This is a genomic window from Beijerinckiaceae bacterium (assembly GCA_004564215.1).
Taxonomy (GTDB): Bacteria; Pseudomonadota; Alphaproteobacteria; order Rhizobiales; family Beijerinckiaceae; genus Methylocapsa.
In genome coordinates this window covers 1727306-1741979 of sequence record CP024846.1, presented here as the reverse complement: position 1 = coordinate 1741979, position 14674 = coordinate 1727306, and the positions used below count along the sequence as shown (strand labels likewise).

The 14674-nt window shown below is 61.6% G+C and carries 13 protein-coding genes and 1 riboswitch; of the genes, 6 read left to right on the top strand and 7 right to left on the bottom strand.

The genetic code is table 11. The features are described from left to right. The first annotated feature begins 19 nt into the window (after window positions 1-19). Window positions 20-775 carry a cobalt-precorrin-6A reductase gene (locus CU048_08250; protein QBR71276.1) on the top strand — a complete coding sequence of 252 codons (756 nt, stop codon included), beginning with the start codon at window positions 20-22 and terminating at the stop codon, window positions 773-775. Here CU048_08250 and cobJ read toward each other — a convergent pair. From cobJ to cobW, 6 genes are read right to left on the bottom strand one after another with little or no spacing between them, the layout of a single operon-like run. Then, the gene (cobJ, locus tag CU048_08245; GenBank protein ID QBR71275.1) at window positions 748-1515 is read right to left on the bottom strand and encodes a precorrin-3B C(17)-methyltransferase; all 768 of its coding nucleotides are present in this window, start codon (window positions 1513-1515) and stop codon (window positions 748-750) included. The genes CU048_08250 and cobJ overlap by 28 nt on opposite strands. Continuing rightward, complete coding sequence (locus CU048_08240) at window positions 1512-2249, bottom strand: precorrin-2 C(20)-methyltransferase (protein QBR71274.1); 738 nt, start codon at window positions 2247-2249, stop codon at window positions 1512-1514. Before CU048_08240 ends, cobJ begins: the two co-directional genes overlap by 4 nt. After that, entirely contained in the window at window positions 2246-2893 is a 648-nt protein-coding gene (locus CU048_08235; protein QBR71273.1) for a precorrin-8X methylmutase, read from the bottom strand. Before CU048_08235 ends, CU048_08240 begins: the two co-directional genes overlap by 4 nt. Beyond that, entirely contained in the window at window positions 2890-4203 is a 1314-nt protein-coding gene (cobG, locus tag CU048_08230; protein QBR71272.1) for a precorrin-3B synthase, read from the bottom strand. Before cobG ends, CU048_08235 begins: the two co-directional genes overlap by 4 nt. Further along, window positions 4200-7565: a cobaltochelatase subunit CobN gene (locus CU048_08225; GenBank protein QBR71271.1), complete on the bottom strand. Its 3366-nt coding sequence runs from the start codon at window positions 7563-7565 to the stop codon at window positions 4200-4202. The genes cobG and CU048_08225 overlap by 4 nt, the downstream gene beginning before the upstream one ends. A gap of 3 nt (window positions 7566-7568) precedes the next feature. Beyond that, a complete protein-coding gene (gene cobW, locus CU048_08220; protein ID QBR72768.1) occupies window positions 7569-8612 on the bottom strand; it encodes a cobalamin biosynthesis protein CobW in 1044 nt (347 codons plus the stop codon). Between the two features lie 116 nt (window positions 8613-8728). After that, window positions 8729-8943: riboswitch (cobalamin riboswitch) on the bottom strand. Window positions 8944-9077: 134 nt separating this feature from the next. Between cobW and CU048_08215 the strand changes: the two genes are divergently transcribed. From CU048_08215 to CU048_08205, 3 genes are all read left to right on the top strand, one after another. Next, on the top strand, window positions 9078-9752 hold the full coding sequence (locus CU048_08215; GenBank protein ID QBR71270.1) for a hypothetical protein: 675 nt from the start codon (window positions 9078-9080) through the stop codon (window positions 9750-9752). A gap of 112 nt (window positions 9753-9864) precedes the next feature. Beyond that, window positions 9865-10485 (top strand): cob(I)yrinic acid a,c-diamide adenosyltransferase, encoded by a 621-nt coding sequence (gene cobO / locus CU048_08210; protein QBR71269.1) that lies wholly within the window; start codon window positions 9865-9867, stop codon window positions 10483-10485. Window positions 10486-10511: 26 nt separating this feature from the next. Further along, window positions 10512-11960 carry a cobyric acid synthase CobQ gene (locus tag CU048_08205; protein ID QBR71268.1) on the top strand — a complete coding sequence of 483 codons (1449 nt, stop codon included), beginning with the start codon at window positions 10512-10514 and terminating at the stop codon, window positions 11958-11960. Here the strand turns inward: CU048_08205 and cobD are convergent. After that, window positions 11938-12924: a cobalamin biosynthesis protein CobD gene (gene cobD / locus CU048_08200; GenBank protein QBR71267.1), complete on the bottom strand. Its 987-nt coding sequence runs from the start codon at window positions 12922-12924 to the stop codon at window positions 11938-11940. The genes CU048_08205 and cobD overlap by 23 nt on opposite strands. Between cobD and CU048_08195 the strand changes: the two genes are divergently transcribed. Both CU048_08195 and CU048_08190 read left to right on the top strand, forming a co-directional pair. Beyond that, the gene (locus CU048_08195) at window positions 12923-13948 is read left to right on the top strand and encodes a threonine-phosphate decarboxylase (GenBank protein ID QBR71266.1); all 1026 of its coding nucleotides are present in this window, start codon (window positions 12923-12925) and stop codon (window positions 13946-13948) included. The two genes, cobD and CU048_08195, sit on opposite strands and share 2 nt — an antisense overlap. Window positions 13949-14134: 186 nt before the next feature. Continuing rightward, the gene (locus tag CU048_08190) at window positions 14135-14608 is read left to right on the top strand and encodes a hypothetical protein (GenBank protein QBR71265.1); all 474 of its coding nucleotides are present in this window, start codon (window positions 14135-14137) and stop codon (window positions 14606-14608) included. The last annotated feature ends 66 nt before the right edge of the window (window positions 14609-14674 follow it).

Below are 14674 nucleotides of genomic sequence, written 5' to 3'. Positions count from 1 at the left end.
AAGGCGCGGGGGAGGAGCGATGCGGGTTCTCGTGCTGGGCGGAACCTTCGAGGCGAGCAAATTGGCCGATCTTCTGGCGGAGCGAAGCGACGTCTGGTCCATATTGTCTTTCGCTGGCCGCACCAAGGCACCGCATGCGCCGCCCATCCCCTATCGAATCGGCGGATTCGGTGGGGCAGAGGGGCTCCGTGCCTATCTTGAAAGTGAGCGCATCGACGTGCTGGTCGATGCGACGCATCCTTTCGCCGAGCAAATGTCGGGTCATGCCGATATCGCCGCGGCTCGCGCGAAAATACCGCTCGTGGTTCTCTCGCGTCCCGCCTGGCGTCCGCAACCCGGCGATTCCTGGATCGAGGTCGCCGATATGGCGGCCGCCGCCGCCGCGCTCGGGCCAGAGCCGAAGAGGGTTCTTCTGACGATCGGCCGGTTGCAGATCGATGCGTTCGCGGCGGCGCCGCAGCATTTCTATCTCATTCGCGCCATCGAGCCGCAGACTGCCGTGCCTGGTTTGCCGCGCCATCGCGTGATCCTGGGGCGCGGTCCCTTTGCGCTCGCGGAGGAGGAGGACCTGCTGCGCGCGAATGCGATCGACGTAATCGTCACCAAGAACAGCGGCGGGACGGCGACTTACGCCAAAATCCTCGCAGCGCGAAACCTCAGGCTTCCGGTCATCATGGTCGCCCGGCCGCCGCAAGCTTCGGGCCTCGTCTTGCACGATCCGGTCGAGGTTTTGGCCTCGATTCTTCGTCATGGCTCGGCCCCACGCGGCGTATAGACGAACGGCGCCTTGCCTTTGCGCGCGATTGTTTTGGTTTGGCTCGATCCCACAATAACAAGCGTGCTCATATCGGCGAGGCTTGGGTCTGCGTCGGCCAGCGTCGCGACGAAAATGGCTTCGTCAGGCCGTCCCACCGCACGGGCGAAGACGACTGGGGTTTGGCCTGCTTTCAGTCCGCGCAGCAATGCGAAGGCATCATGGATGCGTTGCGGCCGCGCGTGGGAAGCCGGATTGTAAAGCGCGATCACAAAATCCCCTTCCGCCGCCGCCGCGAGCCGCTTTGCCAGCAGCGCCCAGGGCTTGCGATTGTCCGACAATGAGATCGCGCAGAAATCATGCCCCAAAGGCGCGCCGATCCGTGCCGCCGCCGCCTGCATCGCCGAGATGCCAGGACAGACCGCCACGTCAATGTCGCGCCGGGCCGGATCGCCCTCTTCGATAGCCTCGAAAACGGCCGCCGCCATTGCGAAGACCCCCGGATCGCCGCCGGAGACGAGCACCACTTTCCGGCCTTCCTCGGCTAATCCCAGCGCCAGCCGCGCGCGCTCCAACTCGACTCTGTTGCCGCTTGGGTGGCGTGTCTGCCCTTGGCAGATCGGCAGTCGTTCGAGATAGGGAGCATATCCGACAAGGTCGCTCGCGGTGGCGATGAGATCGGAAGCTTCGGGCGTGATCCATGCGTCATCGCCGGGGCCGAGACCGACGATCCTCAAAGTCCCTCCGCGCGGAAATGTCATGGGCGCCTGCCTTGGCCCGGGATGAGGATCGATGAAAAATAGGGCGCGTGATCGTCGGTCTTTGCGGACAGTGGGAGAATCTTCTGGTGTTCGCTCATCCCATGCTCAACGTAGATCGCGCTGGGAAGCCGCCCGGCCTCGACGATCGCGGCACGAATCTTGGCAAGATTGGCACCAACCTTAATGATGACGACGGCATCGCTGGTGCCGAGATGGCGAACGAGCGCCGCGTGCGCCAGCGTGCCGGGCACGACACTCAAGACATCGTCGCCCCATGCCATGGGCGCCTTTGCCGCGCTCCAGCAGCCCGACATGCCGGTGATGCCGGGAATAATCTCGATACTGAAACGATCCTTCAGCCGGACATAAAGATGCATGAAAGAGCCATAAAAAAGCGGATCGCCTTCACACACCAGGGCGACATCGCTCCCGGCCGAAAGATGTGCCGCAATGGCCTCTTCCGCCGCTTTGTAGAAGGCCCGCAATTGCTCGACATAGGCGGGATCGCAAAAATGCATTTCCGTTGTCAGCGGATAGAAAAGCGGCAATTCCAGAGAGTGCCCGCTGAGCCAGCGATCCAGAATGATGCGGGCCTTTCCGCGCGTCCCCGCCTTGGCGAAAAAGGCGACAACCTGGCAAGAACCGATAATTTTCGCAGCCTTGATCGTCACAAGATCGGGGTCGCCGGGACCAAGCCCGACGCCAAACAACCGGCCGGCCGATGCGGCGCTCATTCGGCTGCGCTCGCAATGGCGTTCAAGGCTGCAGCAGCCATCGCGCTTCCACCCTTGCGTCCGCGTATCGTGACGAAGGGCGCGCGATTGTCCATAATGAGCGCCTCCTTCGATTCCGCCGCGCCGACAAAGCCGACCGGCATACCGACGATGCAGGCGGGACGCGCGGTAGTCTCATCGAGCATATCGAGAAGATGAAACAAGGCAGTTGGCGCGTTGCCGATCGCGACGATCGCGCCATCGAGCCTGTCACGCCAAAGTTCCAGCGCCGCGGCGCTCCGCGTATTGCCGATCTCTTTCGCGAGCGATGGAACGGCGGGATCCTCAAGGGTGCAAATCACCTTGTTGGCATGTGGCAAACGCGCTGCGATAATGCCCTGCGCCAGCATTTTGGAATCGCACAGGATAGGCGCTCCACGCTGAAGCGCTTGGCGGGCATGCTGCACCGCTCCTTCCGAGAACATCAGATCCGCCGCGATTTCAATCATCCCGCAAGCGTGAATCATACGCACCGCGACCTGCTCTTCCTCCGGCGTGAAACGAGTAAGGTCGGCCTCGGCGCGGATCGTCGCGAAGGAGCGCTTGTAAATCTCGGCGCCGTCCCGGACATAGGTGAAGCGGCTGGTTTTTTGTGCCGCTGTCATGGGCCCTCAAGCTCTCTCTTTTGTGTCGCTTTGCGCGCCATGGTTTCCATCATTGTTTTTGCTTCGGCCAGACTAAGTCCGGCATCGTTGCTCTCATTGTCGCCCACCGTCGCGTCGCTAGCGAGAGTATAGCGTGAGTTGTGAGCGATGAGAGTATAGGGTGTCGCGGCGTGCCGCGCACACAGCTTTGCGCAGCCCGACACATGCAGCGCGATCCCGGTGCTTCGCAGTCGCCGCGCGACAAACATCAGCTCCAGGGCATCGGTGTGGGTCTTGGTGGTGCCGCGCTCGCAGGCGTCCATGCCGCCGCATGAGGCGATTGCAAGGCGCGGGTCCTGGCGGTCTACGATAAAATCATGCGCCTTGAAATAGGCGCGCAAGGCTGCGTCTTGAGCGACTTGAATATGCGGCACAATGACGGCGCGCCACGGCGTGAGCCTGATCTCGCCACCCCCAAATTTTTCGGCTGCGAGTGCCAGCGCGTCGAGCATGTTCGCGTTGAGTCGCCCAAACGTTGCGCCGACTCCAAAACAGTTTTCGAACGGCCGCAGCATGCCGATGGGACACGGATCCTCGGTCGCATCGCGCTGGCGGGCCGGAACAAGGTTCAGCCCGGCCTCCCTGCCGATTGCCTGGCTCCCCCGGATTTGCATCAGTTCCTGCATCCGGCGCGGCGGATCGCAGAGGAGCGATGCGAGCCGTGCGGCAAGGATTGGAATTTCATGTAGCTCGCAACGTCCCAAATAGGTTGCATCGCAGGCCCGTCCGCCGATCACGACGTCGAACCATTGGCCATTTCGTTCTCCGGCCCAATCGAACCTGATGTCGGCGCCAATGTTGGCCAGCGAGAGAACGCTGCCATTGTCGATCACGACTCCGAATTTTCCCGGCAGCGCGTGCAAATCAGCGCGGGTGACGAGCAAGGCTTCGAGGGCCTTGCCAGTTTCTCTTACATCCAGCTGCCCGTCGAGCCCCGCAAGCGGGCTGATCAAAACATTGCGGACCGCTTCGGCTGCTGCATCCGCATCGGCGAGGCCAAGCTTGTCGAGCGTTTCGACGAGCCGAGGGTAAGTCTCCGCGCTGATCCCGCGCATTTGCAGATTGGCTCGTGCCGAGAGTTCGAAGAGCCCATTGCCATACTCGCGCCCTGCCCGGGCAAGTGCGCGTAGGACAGGTGCGGAAAGGGTTCCCGCGCTGATCCTTAGACGGATAAGAAGACCGTCTTTCGCTTGCATCGGGCGCAACACGCCGGGACACCAGCCCTTGCGGAGCGTGGCTTGCTCTTTGCTGACAAGAAGGGCTCTTGTCATGCGAGCGTCTCCCGTAGCGAGGCGAGGCAGGCCAGCGTCGAATTGCGGCGGCTCTGCCAAAAGCCCCGCTCCAGGGCCGCTTCAAATCGATCGGCAATAGCCCGTGTCGCCTTTGGATTGGCCGCGACAAGAAAATCACGCACCGCAGACACGCCAAGGGTTGCGTCGAACAATAGCTCGAAATGGTGGCTCGCTACCATGTCCGTCATGACCGCGAGGGCAAAGAGATGATCGATAGTCTCGGCAATTTCGGCGGCGCCACGATGGCCATGGCGCATTTGACCTGCGATCCAACGCGGATTGCTTGCGCGGGCGCGTACAACCCAGGCGATTTCCTCGCTCAACGTGCGGACTTTTATGGCGTCCGGTTGTGCCGTATCGAGATGATAGACCGCTGCAGCATTGCCGAGCATTCGTGCCGCGGCGCTAAAGCCGCCTTCATGATCGATGAACGCGTCGGAGTCGAGGATGTCTTGCTCGTCCTGATCCTGGACGTGCACAAGCGCATCGGCGCTTGCAACTCTGTCGCTGAAGCCTGGATGGGCGGCACCTTCTCCTTGCGTCCCGCTAAAGGCATAAGGCGCGCTGGCTAGATAACGCTCCCCGAGATCTTCACGGGAGGCGGCGGCGTTGGCATTGATCGCGCGGGTCAGGCCGATCCCATAGTTGCCCGGCGCCGCGCCGAAGATACGTACGGGACTTGTCGACATCAGGCGGCGCGCGGCGGCCAAGGGATTGATCTCGTCGTCTTCACCGCTTTCGCTCAGGGCCCGCACCGCCTGGTCGAACAGGCCGATCTGTGCCGGAAAGACATCGCGGAAAAGCCCGGAAATACGTAATGTCACGTCGACCCGAGGCCGGGCAAGACGCGCCGGCGGGATAATCTCGAAGCCGATCACGCGCGAAGTTGCATTGTCCCAATTTGGTTTGACACCCATCAGGGCAAAGGCCTGGGCGAGGTCGTCGCCGCCGGTGCGCATCGTGGTGCTGGCCCAAAGATCCATGACGATCCGCTGCGGCCATTCCCCATGCTCCTGGGCATGGCGCGTGAGAACCGCTTGGGCGGCGCGCTGACCAATCTCCCAGGCGGTACGGGTCGGCACCGCGCGCGGATCGATCCCGTAAAGATTGCGTCCGGTGGGCAGCACGTCGACGCGTCCCCGCGAGGGTGCGCCGCCGGGGCCGGGCGCGACAAAGCAGCCATCGAGGGCAGCGATGAGCCCCGCACTTTCTCTCTCTCCGCAACGCTCGATGAGCGCGCCAATTTTTTCCGCTTGCGCGCAGCCGGCCGTTTGCGCGAGCGTCATCGCGGTCGCATCCCGCAGGCTCGCCTGCGGTGATTGCCCGAACACATGCAGGCCATCGCGAATGCGCATCTCCTTGAGGTCGCAGAGCCAGCCGTCGAGATGCCGCAAGGCCGCCATCGGATCTGTGCCATCCTTGAGTCCGCTGTCCTGCAGCACGCCGGTCTCCTGCGCGCGCTCGAGGATCGCTTGCGCGAGAAGCCGCGCGCGCTTCGGATCGAGCGCCTCGGCGATCACATATTCATCGAACAGGGTTTCGATCTCAAGCGCCGCGCCGTGGCTTCCGGCGGTTGTCAAAGGCGGCGTCAAATGGCCGATGGTGACGGCACTGATGCGCCGTTTGGCTTGCGCGGCCTCGCCAGGATTGTTGACGATGAAAGGATAGATGACCGGCACCGCGCCGAGCACCGTCTCCGGTGCGCAATCCTCGCTCAGCGCCACGGCCTTGCCCGGAAGCCATTCGAGCGTGCCATGCGTACCGCAGTGGATCATCGCATCGATCATTTCTCGCTGCCGGAGCCAGAGATAGAAGGCGACATAGGAATGGCAGGGAGGCAGCGCGTTATCGTGATACTCCGCTTTGCGATGGGAAGCGGTCCCGCGATCCGGCTGCAACGCGACGAGCAAATTTCCGGCTCGCAGCACGGAAAAACAAAATTCGTCATGATCGGCCTCCGCTTCAGGCTCGCCCCAAGCGGCCCGGACGGATTGCACGAAAGCGGAGGGCAGGGCGTCGAGGGCCAAGGTATAATCGGCAAGGGTCAGATGTTCGGTAACACTCTTCTCTTCGAGGCAACGCATCAGATCGGACGGGAGCGGCCCGATGTCATATCCGGAGTTGCGCAAGGACTCGGCAATCGAGGCGACACTCTTGGCCGTGTCGAGGCCAACGGCGTAGCCCCCGCGGCCGCTCTTGCCGGGATAATCCGAAAGAATGCAGGCGATCTTGCGCTGCGCGCGCGGCGTCTTGCGTAAATTCACCCAGGCGGCGGCGAGATCGGCGACAAAGCCAATGCGCGAAGGCAATGGGGCATGGACCAGGGGGGTAAATTCGAGGTCGGCATGATGGGCCGACTCCGCCTTGCACGCGATCGCCCGGGTGATCAGCCGCCCGTCCATTTCCGGGAGGACGACATGCATCGCAAGGTCGGAGGCGGCGAGGCCCCGCGAACTTGCTTGCCATTGCGGCTCGCTCGCCCCGGAGAAAATCGCCTGGAGGACCGGCACGTCGGCACGGTCAAGAACGCTTGTCGCCGTGTCGAGGCGTGCCGAAAAACCCGTCGTATTGATGATGACGTCCGGACGAGCTCGTGCAATTTCCGCATCGATTGTGGCAATCGCTTCGGCATCCTTCAGGCTAGTGACGAAGCATGAGGTCACGCCGAGCCCCCGCGCGGCGAGCGCTTGCGCCAAGGCGATGATGGGGCCCGTATCATCGGCCAGCCTGTAGGACCGGTAGAAGATCATCAGCGCGTGACCCTTCGCGTCCTCGAACTGCCGACAGCCGGCTTCGAAACGTCCAGCCGCCGGGATCGCGGCCACGGCTGGCGCCTCGGGCCAGGCAAACGGTGCGTGTATCGCAGTCTCAATCTCATCGAGAAGCGCGGCGATATGCTGGACGCCTCCGCTTTGGAACGAGGCGTGGATGCGGTGCAGGACCGACGCCGACACCGTCGAGGCGGCATCGAGACGAAAATCCTCCATCCCATCGCCAGGTGCGACAGCCAGCGCGAAATTTCTTGCCCGCGCCGCGCGGGCAAGCTCCTCGATCCCGTAACGCCAATAGTCGAGTCCGCCGAGAAGCCGCACCAGGACGAAGCGAGCTTGGCTGGCAACTTTCTCGATGTAGAGATCAACCGAATAAGGATGTTTGAGCGCGCCGAGTTTGGCCAGGCGCAAGCTCATCGCGCCGTGGCTCCGCGTTGTGGCGGCGGCCGCGACCATCGCGAGATCGCTATCCGAAAAAGACAGAAACACGAGGTCGCCCGGTGTCTGCCCAAGATCGACGGCAGCCTCGGCTTCGTCGAGCGATCGCGTCTCAACGGGCAAAAGATGCATGGATCAGGACACTCCGCTCGCCAGCGAGGTTGCGATCGAAGCCATGTCGAGGCCTCTTTCGCCGATGATCACAAGACGGCCTTTGCGACTCTCCTCGGGCCGCCAAGGACGATCGAACGTCTGCTGAAGGCGATTGCCGACGCCTTGCACGAGAAGCCGCATAGGCTTGCCCCGGATCTCGACGAAACCCTTGATCCGCAACACATCGTGGCGCCCGGCGATTTCGGCAAGCTTTTGCATGAGCCCGTTGCCGTCATCGACGACGCCGATCTCGAAGACGGCACTTTCGAAATCATCGTGATCATGGTCCGGCTCGTCGTCGTGGCATGAGGGGCGGGCGGCGATATCGTCCTCCGCCGCAGCGTCGAGACCGAGCAGGATCGCCGCATCGATGCGCCCTTCATGGGCCGGCAGGATTTTGACCGCGCGCGGAAGGAGAGCCGCGATGTCGGCGGCAACGCGACGCTGCTCGTCCGGGGCGATAAGATCGGCCTTGTTGAGGATGATGAGATCGGCACAGAGAACTTGATCGCCAAATACTTCTTCAAGCGGATTGTCATGCGCGATCGAAGGATCGGCCTGCCGCTGGCGCGCCAATTTGGCCGGATCATCGGCGAAGCGTCCGTCCGCCACGGCCCTGCCATCGACCACCGCGATGACACCATCGACGGTTAAGCGGGCGCGAATTTCCGGCCAATCGAATGCCTTGACCAAAGGCTTCGGCAACGCAAGGCCGGAGGTCTCAATGACGATATGATCGGGCAGGGGATCGAGGGCGAGGAGCTTTTCGATGGCCGGCAGAAAATCATCCGCGACCGTGCAACAGATACAGCCGTTGGCAAGCTCAATGATGCTTTCCGCGCCGCAAGCAACGTCGCCGCAGCCGTCCAATATGCCTGCGTCGACGCCGATATCGCCGAATTCATTGATCACCAATGCGAGGCGGCGACCCTTGGCATTTGCCAGGAGATGCCGGATGAGGGTCGTTTTCCCCGCGCCAAGAAAGCCGGTAATGATCGTCGCCGGGATTTTGGAAACACTGCTCATATGGGCACCCGGTCCTTGTCGTTGGGCGGGTGCTGCTTGCGGAGCGCCGGGAGAGACTGCCACCTTTGCCGGGGCAAGCTCGCCAGCATCGACGATAAGGCCGGAGCACCCCGCCGGCCAGTGGTCGATCGCACGGCAGGTTTCCTGGCTCGCGGATCGTCGCCCTGCGCCGCCTTCCCAGGTTCCGGTTGCCCGGCATCCCAGTGGCATATCGGCGCACGGCTCACCGCTAACAGTTGCGGGGGCAGCTGTGGATTGCAAACGCAAAGAAGCGCCGCACCACATTCCCTTTTACCCCTCGAAGAGAGGGACCGTTGCAGATGAGACACTAGACGGACTGGCGGATGTGTCAATCGTGGGCGAACGGCGTCGCCTTATCGGCAATTTTCGGATTCGCCACGGGTAGAAGATGAAGGCGGTGCCAAATTCCGATGACAAGAGAGCTAGGCCGCAGGCCAAAAACGAATGGGACTTGACCATAAAGGAATTATACAGCACCTAATTTTCATGCACAGGAACAGCTGCCTCATTCTTGAAAAATACGGCAAGGAGTTCTTTGCGCCAGGTTGCTCCGTATTGGAGATCGGCGCGAGCGGTCCTCCGTCGGACTATCAAAAGCTCTTCGGTGCCAAGGCGGCGAAATGGGATACGCTGGAGATCGGGTCGGATTTCGCGATTCCGCCAACATATGTTTCAAAAGACGAATATAATTTCCCGGTTCCGAGCGATGCCTATGACGTCGTCATTTCAGGTCAGGTCATTGAGCATGTCCGAAAGATTTGGCGGTGGTTTCCGGAACTCGCCCGCATTTGCAAGCCCGGCGGCGTTGTCATCACGATTAATCCGGTGAGCTGGCATTACCATGAGGCGCCCGTCGATTGCTGGCGGATCTACCCGGAGGGCATGAAGGCCCTGGCCGAAGATGCCGGCCTTGAGGTTCTTTTATCCACTTGGGAAAGCGTGGAAATTCAGCGGCTCTGGTTCCTTCCCGCGCGGTTGCGGCGGAAAAACAGTCTTCTCCTTCTTTCAGGGCCGGCCTATCTTCTCAGCTATTTCCTGCGTTGGCCGTTCCAGGGCGCCTTTGACACGATAACGATCGCGCGCAAACCGCAGCCGACCGCCGAGAAGCCCGGGCCGTAACTGTTGCATGGCGGCGTTTATGGGGCGGCCAGGGTAGCCTCGTCGTCGACCGGTGTCAGCAGACATCGACCCTTGCAAGACAGTCAAGCGGCGCCCCTTTGCCGAGGCAAAGATGACCCAGCAAGCAGATGATTTGGACGCGCTTCGCCACCGGCAAAAGATGGAAAAGCGCAAGGCTGCTCAGGATGCCGAGGTAGCTTCCAAGCAGATTATCCAAAAAGGCCTCCTCATCGTTCACACCGGCAAAGGCAAGGGCAAGTCGACGGCGGCTTTCGGGCTTTTGCTGCGCGCGCTCGGCCATGAGTGGCCCTGCGGCGTCGTGCAATTCATCAAAGGCGCCTGGCAAACCGGCGAACGCCAGGCGCTGAACCGCTTTTCGGATCTGCTGGCATGGCACACGATGGGGGAAGGTTTTACCTGGGAGACGCAGGATCGTGCGCGGGACATGTCGGCGGCGGCGGCGGCTTGGGCGAAGGCGCGCGAAATGATGGCCGACCCCAAATACAAGCTTCTCGTATTCGATGAATTGAATATCGCCTTGCGCTACGATTATCTGTCGATAGCCGAGGTTGTGGGGGCGCTGCAAGCCCGCCGGCCCGATCTGCATATCGTCGTCACGGGGCGCAATGCGAAGCCGGAATTGCTGGAGCAGGCTGATCTCGTGACGGAGATGAGCCTCGTCAAGCATCATTTCGCGGCGGGCGTGAAGGCGCAAGAGGGAATCGAATTCTGAGTGGAGCGCGTCAGGCCAAGACGCTGATGCTGCAAGGCACCGGCTCCGACGTCGGCAAGTCCCTGATTGTCGCGGGACTTTGCCGCGCCTATCGCACTCGGGGGCTGAAAATTCTCCCGTTCAAGCCGCAAAACATGTCGAACAATGCCGCTGCGACTCAAGACGGCGGCGAGATCGGCCGTGCCCAGGCGCTCCAGGCGAGAGCTTGTGGCGTCGCCCCACGCGTCGACATGAATCCTGTCCTGTTGAAACCGCAGACCGGCAATGGCGCGCAGATCATCCTGCGCGGCCGCCTCATCGGCCAAGCGCAAGCCCGTGAGTATCAAGACTGGAAGCCAAAACTTCTGCCGGCTGTGCTCGAAAGCTTCGCAAAGCTGTGCGAAGAGGCCGATCTTGTTCTCGTCGAAGGGGCCGGAAGCGCCTCGGAGATCAATCTGCGCAAACACGATATTGCCAATATGGGTTTTGCCCGCGCCGCCGATGTTCCGGTAATTCTGCTCGGCGATATCGATCGCGGCGGAGTCATCGCCCAGATCGTCGGCACCAAGGCCGTGATCGAGCCGATGGACGCGGCCATGGTCAAAGGATTTCTCGTCAACAAATTCCGCGGCGACCCGGCCTTGTTCGCGGAGGGCATGCGCTTGATCGAAGAGCGCACCGGCTGGCCGGGGCTCGGGCTCATCCCCTTTTGTGCGGCGGCCGCGCGCTTGCCCGACGAGGATTCCCTCGGGCTGGCGGCGCGAAAGCCGCCGGGAGACGGGCGCATTACCATTGCCGTGCCGATTTTGCCGGGGATCGCCAATTTCGATGATCTCGATCCTTTCGCGCTGGAAAGCGACGTCCGCCTGGTGATGGTTCGGAGCGGAGAACCCCTGCCGGTCGAGGCCGCGCTTATCATCCTGCCGGGCTCGAAAACGACGATTGCCGATCTTGCGGCCTTTCGGTGCGAAGGCTGGGATATCGATCTTTTCGCGCATCTGCGGCGCGGGGGCCATGTGCTTGGCCTTTGTGGCGGCTATCAGATGCTTGGCAAAACTCTGCGCGATCCCTCTGGCATCGAGGGTCCGCCCGGCGAGGCGCAAGGCCTCGGCCTTCTCGACATCGAAACCATCTTCACCAGCGAAAAGACGCTGGCGCCGGTAAGGGGTGTTGGGCGATGGGATGCGGCCGCTTTCGCCGGCTATGAAATGCATCTTGGCCGAAGTTATGGTCCGGATTGCGAAAGGCCCCTGGTGCGCTTCTCCGACGGGCGCGGCGATGGCGCGACCTCGGCCAATGGCCTTGTCAGCGGCTGCTACGTGCATGGTCTTTTCGCGGAAGCGGCGCAACGGACTGCGCTTATGGCCCGCCTGGGCGGCAAGGGCTCAGCTATCTCTTATGAAGAGACTCTTGAACGGGCGCTCGACGCCGTCGCCGCGCATCTTGAAGCGCATGTTGATCTCGACCGTCTTCTTACACTTGCACTTGCCAGATAAGCAGCGCCGTAAGCGCGAGACCGGACCAGTGCACGGCGCACGCGGATCGATAAAGCGCGAGTGCGCGTCGAATGTCCTCAGAGGATGCTTCGCTCGTGCCGGCCCCAATCCAAGAGTCCTCGACTTTGGCTTCGCCGTAAAGACGCGGACCGCCGAGCCGCAGGCCGAGGGCGCCGGCGAAGGCCGCTTCCGGCCATCCGGCATTGGGCGAGGCGTGTCCGCGCGAGTCTTTTCGCAGCGTGTGCCAAGCGTCTCCTGATGAAGCTCCCGGCACGAACCAAGCGGCGATCGTGATGAAAAGGGACGAAAGCCGAGCGGGAATGAAGTTGACGACATCGTCGAGCTTGGCCGCGGCGAAGCCGAACGCCGCAAAGCGCGCGGTGCGATGTCCGATCATGCTGTCGGCGGTGTTAATCGCCTTATAGCAAAAGCCGCCGGGGAGACCGCCGAGCGCCAGCCAAAAGGCGGGCGCAACGACCCCATCGGAAAAATTCTCAGCAAGGCTCTCGATGGCCGCGCGGGCGATACCGGCCTCGTCGAGCGTCTCGACGTCGCGGCCGACGATTTTCCCGACAGCCGCGCGGCCAGCGTTCAATCCAAGGGGGAGCGCCGCGGCGACCGCCGCGACATGGGCATGCAGACTGCGTTGCGCGATGAGGCTCGAAGCGATAAGCGCTGTCAGCAGGAAGCCGACCGGAAGATAGACGGGCGCCAAACCAAGACCGATGAGAGTGGCGCTGCCTCCGGCGACCGCTAAAACCAGAATGAGCGCGACGAAGCCCAGGGCGCGCCGCATCGCAAAGGATTGATCCGCATGGTTCAAGGAGCGGTCGGTGAGCGCGATCAATCGGCCGATCCAGGTGACCGGATGACCGATGACGCGAAACACACCTTGCGGATAGCCAAGGCAGGCTTCGATCGCGACGGCAAGCGCCGCGAGCGGCAAGGTCGCAGCAAGTTCCATGGCTGATTGTCCTCTCCCCGACTTGCAGCGCTTAGCGCTTGTGGGTCATGGCGGCAACCTGGCGGCCGCGCGGGCGGCCTACCCCAAGGCGCCGGAGCCTTGGCTCGATCTTTCGACGGGCATTAACCCTTATTCTTATCCGTGCGGGGAACTCTCGTTGGAGAGCGCGACCCGGCTGCCGGAACCCCAGGCGTTGCGCGCATTGGAACAAGCGGCGGCCCGCGCCTATCAGGTTCCGGCGGGGATGGAGGTGGTTGCCGCGCCGGGCACCCAGGCCGTCATCAATTGGCTTCCCTATCTTTTGCCGGTTCGGCGGGTCGGGATTTTGGGGTTCACTTACTCCGAGTACGCGCGGAGCTGGGCGGTCAATGGCGCCGAAATCACAACCGCCGCCGATCTCGCCGGTCTGGCTGACGCGGATGTCGCCATCGTCGTCAATCCCAATAACCCAGATGGACGCCTTGTCACCGCCGCCGATCTCCACGCCCTCGCGGCGGCCATGTCCGCGCATGAGGGTTTGCTGCTGGTTGATGAAGCCTTCATCGATTTTCTTGAACCCGGCGCCAGCGTCGTTCCGCGGATGCCCGCGCAGGGCACCATCGCATTGCGCTCTTTCGGCAAGACTTACGGTCTGCCAGGACTTCGGCTTGGTTTCGCGCTCGCGCCAAAATCATTGGCGGAGCGATTGCGCGCCGCTCTCGGTCCCTGGCCCGTCTCGGGCGCTGCGATTGAGTTCGGCACAAGAGCTTTGCTGGACAAGGCCTGGCTTGCAACGACCCGGGCCAAGCTGGAGGCGGATGCCGCGGCGCTTGAGGTGATTCTTTCAGCCGCCGGTTTTACCTCGATTGGCGGCACACCTCTGTTCCGGCTCGCGCGGCACGATGATGCACCGAGTTGTTTCGAACTTCTGGCGTCGAAGGGGATTTTGGTTCGGCGTTTCGAGGAACGACCGACTTGGCTACGCTTCGGCATAGCTCGCCACGATGCCGACAGGGCGCGCCTCAGTGCAGCGCTTAGAGCATGATCCCGAAAGTGGGGATGGGTCCTGGTATCGCAGCGCGCCCGTTCACAAGGATCGTACGCCCACGATAACAGGGAGAATGACCGCGAATATAGAGTCCAGATTTCTCTGACTGATTCAACATACTTTTCAAAACTATTCTTCTTGTAGTGTGAGTATCGACTCCCGACACCGTATCAACATAGGTAGATGACGATGCTGACTGCCAAAATAACGGCTGGCGTATCTGCGGTGACCGCGCTTATCGCAGTAGTAATTACCTATTTCCTTACACGTAGAAGGGAGCATGAAGCGGATTGGCGAAAAATAAAACTTGAACAATATCAGAACTTTATGTTTGCATTGTCTAGTAATGTAGAGGGTAGGGCGAACCCAGACGCCATGCGCCAATACACCGATACCGTGAACACGATGTCGTTGATCGCGCCAATGCCTGTGCTGCGTGCCCTCCGTGACTTTCAAGACGAGATTTCCTGCAAAAACCCTCAACGAACCGAAGAGGCTCATGACCGCCTTTTGAATACATTGGTTCGTGAACTTCGTGCCGACATTCAGCCTTCCGATCCAAAAGACGATCCTGGGTTCAAATTCCGGCTTCTAGGACTTCCTACTGAAACACTGCAACGCGCTCACCACCAACAAGATTTAGAGGGGCCAGAGTGAGGAGATAAGCCTTTTTTCGGATTAAGATCATGCGGTGAAACCAACGGATCAAGAGCATGAACCCGA